14 protein-coding genes are annotated in these 15,079 nt (G+C 31.7%); 5 read left to right on the forward strand and 9 right to left on the reverse strand.

What is annotated here, in order from left to right:
- Nucleotides 1-79: 79 nt before the first annotated feature.
- From B4E59_RS13035 to B4E59_RS13070, 8 genes are all read right to left on the reverse strand, one after another.
- Nucleotides 80-784 carry a formyltransferase family protein gene (locus B4E59_RS13035; RefSeq protein ID WP_286495224.1) on the reverse strand — a complete coding sequence of 235 codons (705 nt, stop codon included), beginning with the start codon at nucleotides 782-784 and terminating at the stop codon, nucleotides 80-82.
- Between the two features lie 2 nt (nucleotides 785-786).
- On the reverse strand, nucleotides 787-1,641 hold the full coding sequence (locus tag B4E59_RS13040; protein WP_221855585.1) for a BadF/BadG/BcrA/BcrD ATPase family protein: 855 nt from the start codon (nucleotides 1,639-1,641) through the stop codon (nucleotides 787-789).
- A gap of 99 nt (nucleotides 1,642-1,740) precedes the next feature.
- A complete protein-coding gene (locus tag B4E59_RS13045; RefSeq protein WP_291049109.1) occupies nucleotides 1,741-2,193 on the reverse strand; it encodes a DUF4625 domain-containing protein in 453 nt (150 codons plus the stop codon).
- A gap of 53 nt (nucleotides 2,194-2,246) precedes the next feature.
- Nucleotides 2,247-2,564 carry a hypothetical protein gene (locus tag B4E59_RS13050; protein WP_038337229.1) on the reverse strand — a complete coding sequence of 106 codons (318 nt, stop codon included), beginning with the start codon at nucleotides 2,562-2,564 and terminating at the stop codon, nucleotides 2,247-2,249.
- A gap of 7 nt (nucleotides 2,565-2,571) precedes the next feature.
- Nucleotides 2,572-4,956, reverse strand: coding sequence for a TonB-dependent receptor (locus tag B4E59_RS13055; RefSeq protein ID WP_291053394.1), 2,385 nt, complete (start codon nucleotides 4,954-4,956; stop codon nucleotides 2,572-2,574).
- Nucleotides 4,957-5,006: 50 nt separating this feature from the next.
- Nucleotides 5,007-5,273 (reverse strand): hypothetical protein, encoded by a 267-nt coding sequence (locus tag B4E59_RS13060; RefSeq protein ID WP_291049116.1) that lies wholly within the window; start codon nucleotides 5,271-5,273, stop codon nucleotides 5,007-5,009.
- Nucleotides 5,274-5,339: 66 nt separating this feature from the next.
- Nucleotides 5,340-5,981, reverse strand: a complete 642-nt coding sequence (locus B4E59_RS13065; RefSeq protein WP_291049119.1) for a DUF8845 family protein — start codon at nucleotides 5,979-5,981, stop codon at nucleotides 5,340-5,342.
- A complete protein-coding gene (locus B4E59_RS13070; protein ID WP_291053397.1) occupies nucleotides 5,981-6,481 on the reverse strand; it encodes an RNA polymerase sigma factor in 501 nt (166 codons plus the stop codon). The genes B4E59_RS13065 and B4E59_RS13070 overlap by 1 nt, the downstream gene beginning before the upstream one ends.
- Nucleotides 6,482-6,811: 330 nt before the next feature.
- Here B4E59_RS13070 and B4E59_RS13075 point away from each other — a divergent pair, with 330 nt between their 5' ends.
- Genes B4E59_RS13075 through B4E59_RS13085 form a run of 3 tightly spaced genes read left to right on the forward strand, consistent with a single transcriptional unit; the run spans nucleotide 6,812 to nucleotide 10,365 of the window.
- Nucleotides 6,812-7,504, forward strand: coding sequence for a succinate dehydrogenase cytochrome b subunit (locus B4E59_RS13075; protein ID WP_125349257.1), 693 nt, complete (start codon nucleotides 6,812-6,814; stop codon nucleotides 7,502-7,504).
- Nucleotides 7,505-7,521: 17 nt separating this feature from the next.
- Nucleotides 7,522-9,534, forward strand: coding sequence for a fumarate reductase/succinate dehydrogenase flavoprotein subunit (locus B4E59_RS13080; RefSeq protein ID WP_286495219.1), 2,013 nt, complete (start codon nucleotides 7,522-7,524; stop codon nucleotides 9,532-9,534).
- Between the two features lie 60 nt (nucleotides 9,535-9,594).
- The gene (locus B4E59_RS13085; protein WP_038337216.1) at nucleotides 9,595-10,365 is read left to right on the forward strand and encodes a succinate dehydrogenase/fumarate reductase iron-sulfur subunit; all 771 of its coding nucleotides are present in this window, start codon (nucleotides 9,595-9,597) and stop codon (nucleotides 10,363-10,365) included.
- Between the two features lie 638 nt (nucleotides 10,366-11,003).
- On the opposite strand, the gene htpG is transcribed toward B4E59_RS13085, so the two are convergent.
- Nucleotides 11,004-12,881 (reverse strand): molecular chaperone HtpG, encoded by a 1,878-nt coding sequence (gene htpG / locus B4E59_RS13090; protein WP_286495218.1) that lies wholly within the window; start codon nucleotides 12,879-12,881, stop codon nucleotides 11,004-11,006.
- Nucleotides 12,882-13,061: 180 nt separating this feature from the next.
- Here htpG and B4E59_RS13095 point away from each other — a divergent pair, with 180 nt between their 5' ends.
- Nucleotides 13,062-13,943 carry a DUF72 domain-containing protein gene (locus tag B4E59_RS13095; RefSeq protein ID WP_291053402.1) on the forward strand — a complete coding sequence of 294 codons (882 nt, stop codon included), beginning with the start codon at nucleotides 13,062-13,064 and terminating at the stop codon, nucleotides 13,941-13,943.
- An 86-nt stretch (nucleotides 13,944-14,029) separates the two neighbouring features.
- Nucleotides 14,030-15,001, forward strand: a complete 972-nt coding sequence (locus tag B4E59_RS13100) for an N-acetylornithine carbamoyltransferase (RefSeq protein WP_291053405.1) — start codon at nucleotides 14,030-14,032, stop codon at nucleotides 14,999-15,001.
- The last annotated feature ends 78 nt before the right edge of the window (nucleotides 15,002-15,079 follow it).

The following is a 15,079-nucleotide window of genomic DNA, read 5'->3' on the forward strand; positions in this document are numbered from 1 at the left end:
TATTTCAGGACGGGACAAATAGATTCAACAAAAAAGCTAACCAATTCGGTTAGCTTTTTAATTTTTTTCTAAAAAATTTTTAATCCCTTTTATATTTTTCTTTGTAAGTGTCAAATGCTTGCATCAAATTTTCTTCAATAGCTTTTGGCATTCTGCGCGTCGCTTCAAATTCATTTGATGAAAGTGATTTGAATTCTGAAAGTGTTGGTATTAATTCAATCGAATTAACTAACATTTCAATTTCTGTTTCATATTGACGATTAGCCAAAGAATGAAACGTATCATTCCCGTAAACAGGAACATATTGTTGTTCAATCAAAAAGCCAGCATCGGCTTCTGTGTCTACAAAATGAGTTGTAACACCAATTTCGACTCCTTTTGTGATTGCCCATTTTAATGAATCTAAACCTCTTGTCAAAGGTAAAAAACCTGGGTGTGTATTGATAATTTTATGATTGTCAACCAACTCATCTGGTAATAATCCCGCACCTGCAATAATTACATATTCAGCTTTATAATCGTTTAATTGATTATTCAACGTTTCAGCAGTTGTCAAATCGAAATTATAACCAAAATTATTACAGTAATCATCTAAATTTACTTGAATCGCTTTACTTGGACGATGTTGATAAATTGGTTTGAACGGATTTTCTCTTTGTACAAAAGGCAAAGCAAATATTTTTACATTTTGATAACCTTTAGCTTTTAATCCGTGCAAAACATCTTGTGTTTTGCGATGAGGAGTATTGTAAGAAATTACCGCTATTTTTGGTTGAGCTGCCATGCTTATTTAATCAAATATTTTTTGTGATAATCAACAACATTATCAATTGGTTTTCTAATAATATGACCAACTGTTAAGTGATATTCTGCCGCAACTGAACGAATAACATCTTCGTAAATATGAGCAATTGAACCAATAAAATTTAATTCAGAATGACGAGCTTCTTCGTAAGGCATAATTTGATATTCGATAAAAGAAGACATCGCATCATAAATAATTTTCTGAATAAATGGATCATTTTTATGTTCAACAACAAATTTATTGAAAGAAGCTAAATATGTATTTGCAAATTTATTTTGGTACACATTTTTATTTAACTCATCTACAGATAATTTATAATAATCATCAAAAGCTTTTGCTAAATGTGGAGGCATTTTTTTTGTATAAAAAGCGCGTAATACACGTTTTCCTAAGTCATTTCCAGAACCTTCGTCTCCTAAGATATAAGCTAAAGATTTTGTTTCTTCACGCATTGTTGTTCCATCGAAATAACAAGAGTTAGAACCTGTTCCTAAGATACAGACCATTGCAGGTTTTCCCATGTAAGTGGCATAACAAGCGGCTAATAAATCATGGTCTATTACAAATTCAGCATTTGTAAAGAAGTTTTGTAAACCTTCTTTAACAACAGCATGCATTGTTTCGCTGGAAGTTCCAGCACCATAAAAAAAGATTTTTGCGAAATCATTTGCAACAGGTGCAAAATCTTCATTTTTTTGTAATTCAGTCGTAATATCTTCTGCTGTTACAAAATACGGATTAAATCCAATTGTACTTGTTCTAAAAACTTCATTAAGGTCGCTATCTAAAATTACCCAATCCGTTTTAGTAGAACCACTATCTGCTATTGCAATCATTTTTTTGTTTTGATATAATTGAAGAGTGCTAAAATAGTATTCTTTTAACAATGCACATAAAAAAACGCCCGAAATTTCGGACGTTTTCAAATTTTTTTTTTAGTGATCATGGTCGTAATCTTCACCTACAACGATTTCGATAAAAGATTGCGTTTGATTTCCAGCGCGATCAATTAAGAATAATCCTAAGTGATAATGTCCTTCCGTAATTCCTTCTGTAGGAATATTTACTTTATGACTTAATGTGTGCTCAGTTTTTCCTGCTGGAATAGCTTCTTCTGCATCATACGTCCAATTAACATTTGCTGTTCTGTGTTGATGACCATCTTCTGCGGAATGAATTTCAATTTTTACCGTTCCCAATTCTACATTGTCTTTCAAAATAGCATCAATTGAGATGGTTTCGCCTAAATGAAATTCATCGTGGTCTTTAGGTGCAATCAAATTAATTTCAGGTTTTGTTGTATCTAATGAAAAATCATCTGATGAACAAGATGTAATGAATAATGCTGATAATGTTATAAATGAATAGTTTAAAATTGAATTTTTCATTGTTTTATTTTTTTTGAATTGAATATTATTTTTTTAAGATTTTGGTTGATTTATTAATAAACAAAATCCTGAGGCGGACCTCGTGTAAAATGATATTCAATTGTAGAATGTTTAATTTTTTCTACTTGTTCAAAACTTTCTTTACTGTAAAATTCTTCGTTCGGTTTTGATTCTATTTTTGGTTCATCATGCGTGTCAATAAAGACAGAGTAATAGGTGAAATGATTACATTGATGATGAATAATTTCTTTCTTTTGATTCGAAAAATCTTGTGAATGATCGATTAAAGAAAAATGTAATTGATTAAAAGTTGGAATCGAAAAAAGAATAATACTAAAGAAAAGTCCAAAAATAGGATGTTTCTTTTTCATGTATCAACTATTTTCCGAACGGAATTCCTAACATAATTTGTATGTTTCGAGCTTGTTCTGGTAATTGCAATGCACGATAAAAACTGGTGTGATTGTAATAGTTTTTATTGAATAAATTAGAAACCTGAACACTTAAATTTGCACTAAAATTATTGAATTTAAGTTTCGTTTTTCCTCCAATTCCAACCAAGAAATAACTTGGAGTGATATCTTCATTTTGTGCAATTTTATCTTGCTCAAATGTATATTTTCCATTTGCAAAAAAGCTCAAACCTTCTAAAAATGCAATATTTTGATTGATTTTATAATTAATTTGTCCAAATAAATTATTTGCAGGAGTGAAAGGAAGATAATTTCCGAATTTTTTATTTTCCGTAATTTGTCGATTGTATAAATATTCGTACACAAGATTTGCATCAAAATTTTCGTTGATTTTCTTACGAACTTCAAATTCAAAACCAGTCAACAAAGCTTTGCTTTGTGTATATTGATAAATTTGTCCACCATGAGGAAGAATCGAAAATTGTCCCGAAGGTTTTAAGAAAATATAATTGCTGAAATAATATAAATACGGACTTAGCGAAATATTCCAATCATTTTTGTGAAAAACAGATTTGAAATCTACAGCAATTCCTTTTTCTATATCAAGATTTTCGTCACCTCGTTCATGTCTAAAACTACCGTGATGAATTCCGTTAGAACCCAATTCTATAGCGGTTGGTAAACGGAAATTTGTTCCAACATTCAAGTTGAAATCCCATAAATCATTTGGTTGAAAAGTTGCACCAATCATTCCGTTTAAATTACTGAAACTACGATCGATTGATTTGCTACGATTTGCATAATAATCTGCAATGCCTTCAGAATTACCTTTTTCAATCAAATAATTGTAAAGAAATTCATCAAAATAACCTTCCGATTTGAACGTCGAATAATCGTAACGTAAACCAGCAGTTACTTTCCAACGATTTCCTTTTTTGAATTCTTCAATCAAAAATCCGCTAAAAATATTTCGATCATATTTTGGTAATAAATAATTGTAACCAGCAATATTATTAGCTTGTAATTGCGCTTGTGCACCAATTATTGTTTTGAAATTTTTGCTATGATTATGTTCAAATTTTAATTGAGAATCATACGTTGATAAATTAAAATCTAATTCTAAATCAGGATTTTTTGTTGGAACAGGTTGGTTCGCATAATGTGTGTGAAACGAACTAACTTCTTGGCGACGATTGTTTTGATAACTTGCCAAAAACTTTAAAACGTCTTTAGAATTTAAACGAAACTCATTTTCGGAAATTACTTTAAAATGATTCACTTTTTGATAAGGAAATTCGACATTTCTATAATTTCCATCATCTTGAAGTCTATCTACAGAAGGAATTCCGTGCGAACCAGGAAAGAAACCAATTTTCTGATTAACGTTAGAAACAGTTAAAATTGAACGAAATTTTTCACCAATATAACCTGTTTGTATTTCAGCATTCAAATCTTGTCCAGCCGTATTTTTTACACGTTTATTGTAAATTGGTAAATAACGATTTAGGTAATAAATGCGATCAGTAGTCGTTCTGTAGTCTGCATAATCAGAATATGAACCTTTTATTTTATAGAAAAAATGATCGTTACGAGATTTCAAATTAAATCCAATTCCGTAATTATCATTTATTGATTGATATAAAGTTTTTACTTCTCCAGAAATTGAATGTTTCGCTGGTAAATTGTTATTGTTAATCTTGATAACTCCAGCAATAGCTTCATTTCCGTACTCCAAAGCCGCAGGACCTTTTATCACTTCGACATCTTCAACATTTAGCGCATCAATCTCCAAACCATGATCGGCTCCCCATTGTTGTCCTTCTTGTTTTACACCATTTTCAGCAACAATTAATCGATTGAAACCAAGTCCACGAATAATTGGTTTTGAAGCTGATGATCCAATTCCAGAAGCATTAACACCTGCAATGTTTTCAAGTGATTTGGCTAATGATCCTGCATAGTTTTCTTGAATATAAGATTGATCGACACGCTCTACATTAGCTGTTGAAAAATCGTGATGATGTCCTAAAACAGTAACTTCATCTAAATTATATGCTTTGTGAAAAGTAAGTGTAAAAACAAATTTTTGTTGCGAATCAAACGTAATATTTTGAGAAAAAGGTTCGTAACCTTGTTCATCAATTTGAACTTGATAATTTCCTTTGTTTAAATTCTCAATTCTAAATTTTCCTTCGGCATTTGTGTGATATTCTTCGTTGTTGAAGTATACAGTTGCGAAAGGAATTGGTTTTTGATTTTTATCTATAATTTGACCTTCGAAAATGTTTTGTGCAAACACAGTTCCGCACAATAATGTAGCCGCAATACTACATTTTATGTTGATTGACATAAATACAATAATTTAATAACGTTAAAAAAATAAGGTGGTTTTTTCTGAAATTAAATTGCGTAGGGCGGTGCTCGAAGACTTTTTTGAGTAAGTAATACAGCTTGTTTTACACGAGTTGTGTAAAGTGTTTTATCTTTTTGGATAAATGATTGACACCATTCGAATAACTCGATTTCTGAATCATTTTCTATAAAATGTTGATTGAAATGGCAAATTGTACAGCTATGATCGTGTACGTTAGAGAATTTGTCTTTCAACTCTTTGTGCTCTTTATTTAGAGTATGATCCAATATATGCGCAGACTGATACACTGTCATAAACAGTGAAATCGTTAGCATAAGATATTGGATAAATTTTTTCATTCAGTTTACAAAAATAAGATTTTATTTCATTTCTTTCAACTCTTTCATGTTTTGTTGAAGTTTTCTTAAAAATAAAAAATAAATAATCCCATAATAAACCGTTCCTATAATCACAATAAAAGCAACAGCAGTTATTATTGCAATCCAACCATAAATAGCAGCATTATTCAAAATTGGCTGTATATCATGAGCGTGTTTTGCCAAATAAATAGATTGGCCTAATTCATAATAAAATGGGGAAGAGGAAACAATTAAACTTAAAACAGTAAAAAGAATAAACAAGTTAACCAAACGACGAAATGAAATAATGTTTTTCATCAAATCGACGACAGATTGATTAAGATCTATTTTTTTGAAATAACGATAAGCCATCACCAAAAATCCAAACGTAATCACAATACTAAAAACCGAAGCGATCTCGTAATTGTTAATTGTTTTTTCTTCGACTAATGTTTTGACTTCGTTATTAAAAAAATTTTTTCCTGAAATTAAAACATATAAATTGTAGACAAGAAAAAGGATAAATTCGCAAAAAGTGAATATAAATAACCATTTTATTGTCGTTGATGATTTTTTCTTCAACATTTGAAAAATTTGATTTTGATCAAACTTTTCTTCGTCCTTTATGGAACCCCAAATTGATTTTAAGTCATCTAACTCCATTATTGTTCCATTTTAAACATTATTTCTTTTAATTTTATCTTCACTCTGTTCATCTTTACTCGTGCATTTACTTCCGAAATTCCTAAAGTTTCGGCAATATCTTTGTAAGGTAAGTCTTCCAAAAATAGCAGTACCAATGCACGTTCTACGTCGTTTAATAATCTAATTGCCGCGTATAAAAGTGTGATACGTTCTTCTAAAAATTCGTCTTTGTCGTCTGATGGTAAGTTTAAAAATTGAGCTTCATTAAAATCAGTTTCACTGGATTTTGTTTTTTTTTTGATTAATGTAATTGCTGTGTTTAAGCTAACACGATACATCCACGTACTAAATTTTGAATCTCCCTTGAAGGAATCGTAAGAACGCCATAATTGCAATACAATTTCCTGAAATAAATCCTCATGAGAATCCTTGTCGTCTGTGTAAATACGACAAACCTTATGGATAATTCCCTGATTTTTCTCGACTAATTCGGTAAATATTTTTGCTTTATTATTCAAACTATTATTCTGTTGCTCTTTATATGTAGTAAAAAAAAGAATAATGTTACATACAACTAAAAAAATAAAAAATCCTCTTATATTTCTATAAGAGGATTAACCTAACTAACTTAAACCTATGAAAAGTTGTTCTACTTTTCTACTGCAAGTATAGAAATTAATTATTTATTAAGCAATAAAAATTTAGAAAAATTGTTAAAAATGTCTTAATTAACTAAGAATGATTCTAAACTATCGAAATCTGTTAACGAAATGATATATTTCATTGTGATTAGAGCAATGGGATGATTAAATTTGTGGAAATATCTAAAAAATTAAACGAATTGCTTTATGGCAAATGAATCATTACTAAAATCGTCGATTGGTAAGAAGTTCGCGATGGCGCTTTCAGCGTTATTTTTGATCGTGTTCTTGTTACAACATTTCGTGATTAATGCATTATCTGTTATTAATCCGAATGGGTTCAATGAAGTTTCGGCTTTCATGAGTGATAACCCTTTTATCCAATATTTAATGCAGCCTATTTTATTAATTGGTGTTGTATACCACTTTGTAATGGGGTTTGTATTAGAAGCGCAAAACAAGAAAGCGCGTGGACCAGTTGCTTATCAAAAGTATAATGGTGCTGCAAATGCTTCTTGGATGTCAAGAAACATGTTAGTTTCTGGATCTGTAATTTTAATTTTCTTATTATTACACTTGTATGACTTTTGGGTTCCTACAATTACTGATCACTACATTGCTCCAAATCCTGAGTTTGCTCAAGGAAATTACTTTATGGATCACTTAAACCACGTTTTCACATTAGAAGGTGCTTTAAGTTTTGTAAGATTAGTAATTTACATTGTTGCATTTGTATTTTTATCATTACACTTACAACATGGATTTGCATCAGCATTCCAATCTATTGGTGCAAGACACAACAAATACACTCCAGTAATTGTTGCTTTCGGGAAATGGTATTCAATTTTAATTCCAGCAGGTTTCATTATCATCGCTGTTTACCATTTTTTTGTTAAATAATTAAATAATATCAAGAAATGAGTATATTAGATTCAAAATCTCCAGAAGGAGATATCGCACAACAATGGAGCGAACACAAAGCACACCTAAACTTAGTGGCTCCAAATAACCGTGATAAAATTGATGTTATTGTTGTAGGTACTGGTTTAGCTGGTGGTTCTGCAGCTGCTACTTTAGCAGAGTTAGGATATAAAGTAAAAGCTTTCTGTTACCAAGATTCACCTCGTCGTGCTCACTCTATTGCTGCACAAGGGGGTATTAATGCTGCTAAAAATTATAAAGGAGATAACGACTCTATCTATCGTTTATTTTACGATACAATCAAAGGTGGTGATTACCGCGCTCGTGAGTCTAACGTTTATCGTTTAGCGGAGGTTTCTGGTAATATTATCGACCAATGTGTAATGCAAGGGGTTCCTTTTGCACGTGATTACGGTGGGTTATTAGATAATCGTTCTTTTGGTGGGGTACAAGTATCTCGTACTTTCTATGCGAAAGGTCAAACAGGGCAACAATTATTATTAGGAGCTTATTCAGCAATGAATCAGCAAATCCACTTAGGGCACATCCAAATGTACAACCGTCACGAAATGTTAGATATTGTACTTGTAGATGGTAAAGCTCGTGGTATTATCGCTCGTAATTTAATTACAGGTGAAATCGAAAGACATTCTGCTCACGCAGTAGTTATTGCTACTGGTGGTTACGGAAACGTATATTTCTTATCTTCTAATGCAATGGGTTCTAACGTAACTTCAGCATGGAAAATTCACAAAAAAGGTGCTTATTTTGCTAACCCTTGTTATGTACAAATTCACCCAACTTGTATTCCAATCCACGGAACAAATCAATCTAAATTGACTTTAATGTCTGAATCTTTACGTAACTCTGGTCGTATCTGGGTTCCTAAAAAGAAAGAAGATGCTGAAGCAATCCGTGCTGGTAAGAAAAAAGCAGTTGATATCAAAGAAGAAGACAGAGATTACTACTTAGAAAGACGTTATCCTGCATTTGGTAACTTAGTTCCTCGTGACGTTGCATCTCGTGCTGCAAAAGAGCGTTGTGATGCTGGTTATGGTATTGAAGCAAATGAAACTGGAGAAGGAGTTTATTTAGATTTTACAGATGAGATCAAGAAAAAAGGTCGTGAGGTTGCTTTCGCAAACGGAGATCAAAATCCATCAGATGCTGAAATCGAGAAATTAGGTAAAAAATGGATTGAAGAGAAATATGGAAACTTATTCCAAATGTATTGGAAAATTACAGATGAGAATCCATACGAAAATCCAATGCGTATCTATCCAGCAATTCACTACACAATGGGTGGTGTTTGGGTTGACTACAACTTACAATCAACAATTCCTGGATGTTTCGTAGTAGGAGAAGCTAACTTCTCTGATCACGGAGCTAACCGTTTAGGAGCTTCTGCATTAATGCAAGGTTTAGCAGATGGTTATTTCGTATTACCTTATACAATTGCAGATTATTTATCAGCAGATATTCGTACAGGTAAAATTCCTACAAATACGCCAGAATTTGATGAAGCTGAAAAGGCTGTTAAAGACCAAATTCAACATTTCTTAAGCAATAAAGGAACTAAAACTGTAGATAGTTTCCACAAACGTTTAGGAAATATTATGTGGAACAAAGTAGGTATGGCTCGTAATGCTCAAGGTTTAAAAGAAGCGATTGCTGAAATTGCTGCTTTACGTGAAGAATTCTACCGTGATGTAAAAGTTCCTGGTGATGCTAACGAAATGAACACTGAGTTAGAGAAAGCTGGACGTGTAGCTGACTTCTTAGAATTAGGACAGTTAATGGCAATTGACGCTCTTAACCGTAATGAGTCTTGTGGTGGTCACTTCCGTGAGGAGTACCAAACAGAAGAAGGTGAAGCAATGCGTGATGATGAAAATTATACTTATGTTGCCGCTTGGGAATATAAAGGTGATGATATCAACACTGAGGTTTTACACAAAGAGGAATTAAATTACAAATATATCGAGCTTAAAACTCGTAGTTATAAATAATAAAATCATTTTGCTTGATAACAAACCTTCAAGCAAAATGTCAAAATATCATATAGAATTATGGCATCATCAAAAACAATCAGCATCACGCTGAAAATTTGGCGTCAAAAAAACGCTAATGCTCAAGGAAAAATGGAAACATATTCCTTAAAAGATGTTTCTACTGATTCTTCTTTCTTAGAAATGCTTGATTTATTAAACGAGCAATTAATAGAGGAAGGAAAAGAGCCAGTTGCATTCGACCACGACTGTCGTGAAGGTATTTGTGGTATGTGTTCTTTATTCATCAATGGAGAAGCGCACGGACCAGATAGAGGTGTTACAACTTGTCAATTACATATGCGTATGTTCAAAGATGGTGAAACGATTTACATCGAACCATGGAGATCTGCTGCATTCCCAGTAATCAAAGATTTAATTGTAGACCGTTCATCTTTCGACCGTATCCAACAAGCTGGTGGTTACATCTCTGTAAATACATCAGGACGTACAGTAGATGCAAACAATATTCCAGTAAACAAAATGCATGCAGATGAAGCGTTCGACGCTGCAACATGTATTGGTTGTGGAGCTTGTGTTGCAACTTGTAAAAATGGATCTGCAATGTTATTCGTAGGAGCTAAAGTTTCTCAATTCGCATTGTTACCACAAGGACAAGTAGAAGCTGCTCGTCGTGCTCAAAAAATGGTTGCACAAATGGATTTAGAAGGTTTTGGTAACTGTACAAATACAGGAGCTTGTGAAATCGAATGTCCAAAAGGAATTTCTTTAGATAACATTGCACGTATGAACCGTGAGTATTTATCTGCAAAAATTGTATCACAAGAATAATAACATTCTGATATATATTAAAAGAGCGACATGTTTGTCGCTCTTTTTTTGTTATAATAATTGCAAAAAAAAAGGATTTCAATCTCTTGAAATCCTTCCCAATGTCAAATTCTTTCTTCTGAATAAGTCCATTGTAACTTGTTCTTTTTAAATGATTATAAAAAAGAATTTTTATAAATAGAACAAATATCTATTGTAAATAATAAATGAAATGTACTCATATATGAGAGACTATTAATCCTATGCAATAACTATGAGCAAAATCGATTTAAAAAGAACGTCTAGGGAAAAAAGGATTTCAATTTCTTGAAATCCTTCCCGAAATTTTTGATAATGATTTGAATTAATTTTCACCTTATTATGAAAATTCTCTGTCGGCTTAAAAATTTCGTTATTTTGTGGAAAAACAACTATTAATTTTAATGTTCTGTTTCAAAACAACTAAAGTATTTTGAAGTCCTGAACGAATAATTATTAATTCCTTGATGTAAAATTAATGACAAAAATCATGTTTTGCAAATTATTTCAGATTAATTTTAAAAGTTTAACACATCAATAAATCTATTTAGAAATAAAAAATCCAGCACATTATGTGCTGGATTTTAAGTTTAAGATTACTAAAATATAGTGTTCTGAGATTATTTAATGTTCTTAAAACTTCTATTGATAAAATTTGTTAATTCTTTACCTTTTAACAAACCTTGCGATAATTTTGCTAGATCTAATGCTTGATTAATCAACGCTTCTTTTTCTTCTTTCGAATCTTTAGCTAAAATTTCTGTTGCTAAATCCGAGTTTGCATTCACAACAACATTATACATTTCAGGGAAATTACCCATTCCAAACATCCCAGCTCCGCCAGAAGCTTGCATATCTTTCATACGACGCATAAATTCTGATTGCGTAATGATGAAAGGTGCATCTGTTCCAGATAAATCTTCTAATTGAATTGTATATGATTTATTGTTGATTGATTCTGTGATTTCAGTTTTCAATTTTTCTTTATCATCATCAGATAATTTGGAAATTTTAACTTCATCTTTTTCAATCAAATTATTGATATGATCCGCATCAACACGAACAAATGTTACATTTTCTTTTGTAGATTCTAACTTCTGAATCAAGTGAGAAGAAATAGGAGAATCTAATAAAATTACTTCGTAACCTTTTTCTTTCGCAATTTGTATGTATTGATCTTGTCCATCAACATCAGACGCATAAAGAATTACTAATTTTCCGTCTTTGTTGGTTTGATTGTCTTTAATCGCAGTATTTAATTCATCCCAAGTAAAATATTTACCATCAACTGTTGGATACAATGCAAATTTGTCAGATTTTTCGAAGAATTTATCTTCCGAAATCATTCCATATTCAATTACAACTTTAATATCGTTCCATTTTTGCTCGTAATCTTCACGATTTTGATTCATTAATGAAGACATTTTATCCGCCACTTTTTTCGTAATATGTGCCGAAATTTTCTTCACAGCTCCATCAGCTTGTAAGTACGAACGCGAAACATTCAATGGAATATCTGGAGAATCTATCACACCACGTAATAACATCAAGAAATCAGGAACAATTCCTTTCACTTCGTCTGTTACAAATACTTGATTTTGGTATAATTGAATACGATCTTTATCAATATTGATGTTGTTTCCTAATTTTGGGAAGAATAAAATTCCAGTCAAATTAAATGGATAATCAACATTTAAGTGAATATGGAATAAAGGTTCTTCGAATTGCATTGGATACAATTCTCTGTAGAAATTTTGATAATCTTCGTCAGACAATTCTGATGGCGCTTTTGTCCAAGCCGGATTTGTATTATTGATAATATCATCAACTTCGATTTCCTCTGGTTTAGCATCTTCAGCAGCACCTTCTGGTAAAGGAAGTGTTTCTTTTTTCGTTCCAAATTTGATCGGAATTGGCATGAATTTATTGTATTTATTCAATAATTCACGGATTTTCCATTCGTCTAAAAACTCTTTCGAATCTTCAGCAATGTGTAAAACGATTTCAGTTCCACGCTCGGTTTTATCCGAATTTTCTAAGGTAAATTCAGGAGAACCATCACATGTCCAATGAACTGCTGGCTCGTCTTTGTATGATTTTGTAATGATTTCTACTTTATCCGCAACCATAAATGCAGAATAAAAACCTAAACCAAAATGTCCGATAATTCCGTCTGCATCTTGGTGTTGATTAATAAATTCTTCTGCACCAGAAAAAGCAACTTGATTGATGTATTTTTCAACTTCATCAGCTGTCATTCCCAAACCTTGGTCAATAATATGTAAAGTATTATCGTCTTTATTGATTTTTACTTCAATTTTTGGATTTCCGTATTCTACTTTTGCATCACCAATACTTGTTAAATGCTTTAATTTCAGGGTTGCGTCAGAAGCATTCGAAATCAACTCACGCAAAAAGATTTCGTGATCGCTGTATAAAAACTTCTTAATTAATGGAAAGATATTCTCTACCGAAACATTAATATTTCCTTTATTCATCGTTATTGTATTTTTTATTTTTAATAATTAGTTTTTCTTGTAAATAGTCTAAATCATGAGATTTGTAGACGGAATGTAAATTTCAAAAGATATTCCAAATGAAATTTTTCTGACATTTTGTCGTAAAATAGATCATGAGAACTGCTTATAATTGCTTAATTTTCGTTCAAATTTAGAAAGATGAAATTCGGAAAAGTAGAAAACCCAGAATTGTTTGATTTTACATTGCCAAAAACGCCAAAAGAAACGATTGATTTGTTGAATAAAGTTGATAAATCAGATAATTTCGAAGTATATGTAGGCTGTGCAAAATGGAATAAGCAAGATTTGAAGAATTTTTATCCGCCTAAAACAAAAGATGAATTGAGTTATTATTCAACGCAATTTAATAGTATCGAGTTAAATGCGACATATTATCGTTCGCCAAGTAAAGAAAATGTCGAAACTTGGGTAAATAAAACTCCAAAAGATTTTAAATTTTTCCCGAAAATTCCACAAAGTATTAGTCATTATGGACGATTGCAAAATGTGACAGATAAATTGAATCAATATTTGGATGCAGTTGCGTTATTTGAAGAAAAATTAGGAATGATTTTCTTACAAATGCACGAAAATTTTGCTCCAAAAGATTTTGAAAAATTAGAAAATTTCATTCAAAATTTTCCGAAAGGTTATCCGTTAGCTGTAGAACTTCGTCATGAAGATTGGTTTTCGAACGAAGAAAATTTTAATCGATTGGTTTCGTTATTAGAAAAGCATAACATTTCAAATATTATTGTTGATACAGCGGGTAGGAGAGATATGGTGCATATGCGATTGACTTCGAATGAAGCTTTTGTGCGTTTTGTTGGAGCAAATATTCCATCTGATTACGAGCGTTTGGATGAATGGATTGAAACAATTAAACTTTGGAAAGCAGAAGGTTTGCAGAAATTGTATTTCTTTATTCATCAAAATTTAGAGTTAGAATCGCCAATGTTAGCCAAATATTTTATTAAGAAATTAAACAATGATTTAGATTTAGATATTCGTGGTCCACAAGATGAATTGACGTTGTTTTAAGTGAAAATTAGCAAAAATAATTCTTTAAACCTCGATTGTTTCCACTAATTTTGCAGAACAAATAAAACAAAAGATTCTTCTCAATTATGAAACAATTTACTTCGGTTTATGATGTAGAAAACATCGACGAATTACTAAAAACAGCCTTAGAAATTAAAGCAAATCCTTTTGCTCAACAAGAAGTTGGTAAAAATAAAACAGTTGGTTTAATTTTTTTTAATCCAAGTTTACGTACACGTCTAAGTTCTATTAAAGCGGCTTATAATCTTGGAGCAAATGCTTGGGTTTTGAATGCTGGAGCAGATTCTTGGACATTGGAAATGGCTGATGGTGCTGTGATGAACGGAGATTCGCAAGAACATATCAAAGAAGCAATTCAGGTAATGAGTGCGTATTGTGATGTTTTAGGCGTTCGTACTTTTCCGAAATTAGTAGATCGTGATGAAGATTATAACGAAATCATGTTCAATAAAGTAAAAGAATTATCTTCTGTTCCTATTGTGTCTTTGGAAAGTGCAACATTACATCCATTACAATCTTTTGCTGATTTAATTACAATTGCAGAAAAAACGGGTTATACGCCTGGGACAAAACCTGAAAAGAAAGTGAAAGTTGTGATGACTTGGGCGCCGCATCCACGTCGTTTGCCACAAGCTGTTCCGAATTCTTTTGCGCAATGGTTTTCTAAAGTAGATTGGGTAGATTTTACAGTTGTACAACCAAAAGGTTTGGAGCTAGATCCAAAATTTACTGATGGAGCAACGATTGCTTATGATCAAGATGAAGCGTTGAAAGATGCTGATTTTGTCTATGCAAAAAACTGGTCTTCTTATGAAAATTATGGTCAACCGAATGATGGTGATAAGGATTGGGAAGTGACAATGGATAAAATGAATTTGACAAATAACGGAAAATTTATGCATTGTTTACCAGTTCGTCGCAATGTAGTAGTATCTGATGAAGTTTTAGATTCTGATCGTTCTATCGTAATTGATGAAGCAACGAACCGAATTTTCTCAGCTCAAACCGTTTTTCACGAGATTTTGAAAAATAAGTAGTAAACTACAATTAAAAAAGGCTTAAAAATTAATTTTTAAGCCTTTTTTAATGATATTATTGTAACGTCCTGAAAAAAT

The organism is Empedobacter sp. UBA2044, from assembly GCF_002333005.1.
Taxonomy (GTDB): domain Bacteria; phylum Bacteroidota; class Bacteroidia; order Flavobacteriales; family Weeksellaceae; genus Empedobacter; species Empedobacter falsenii_B.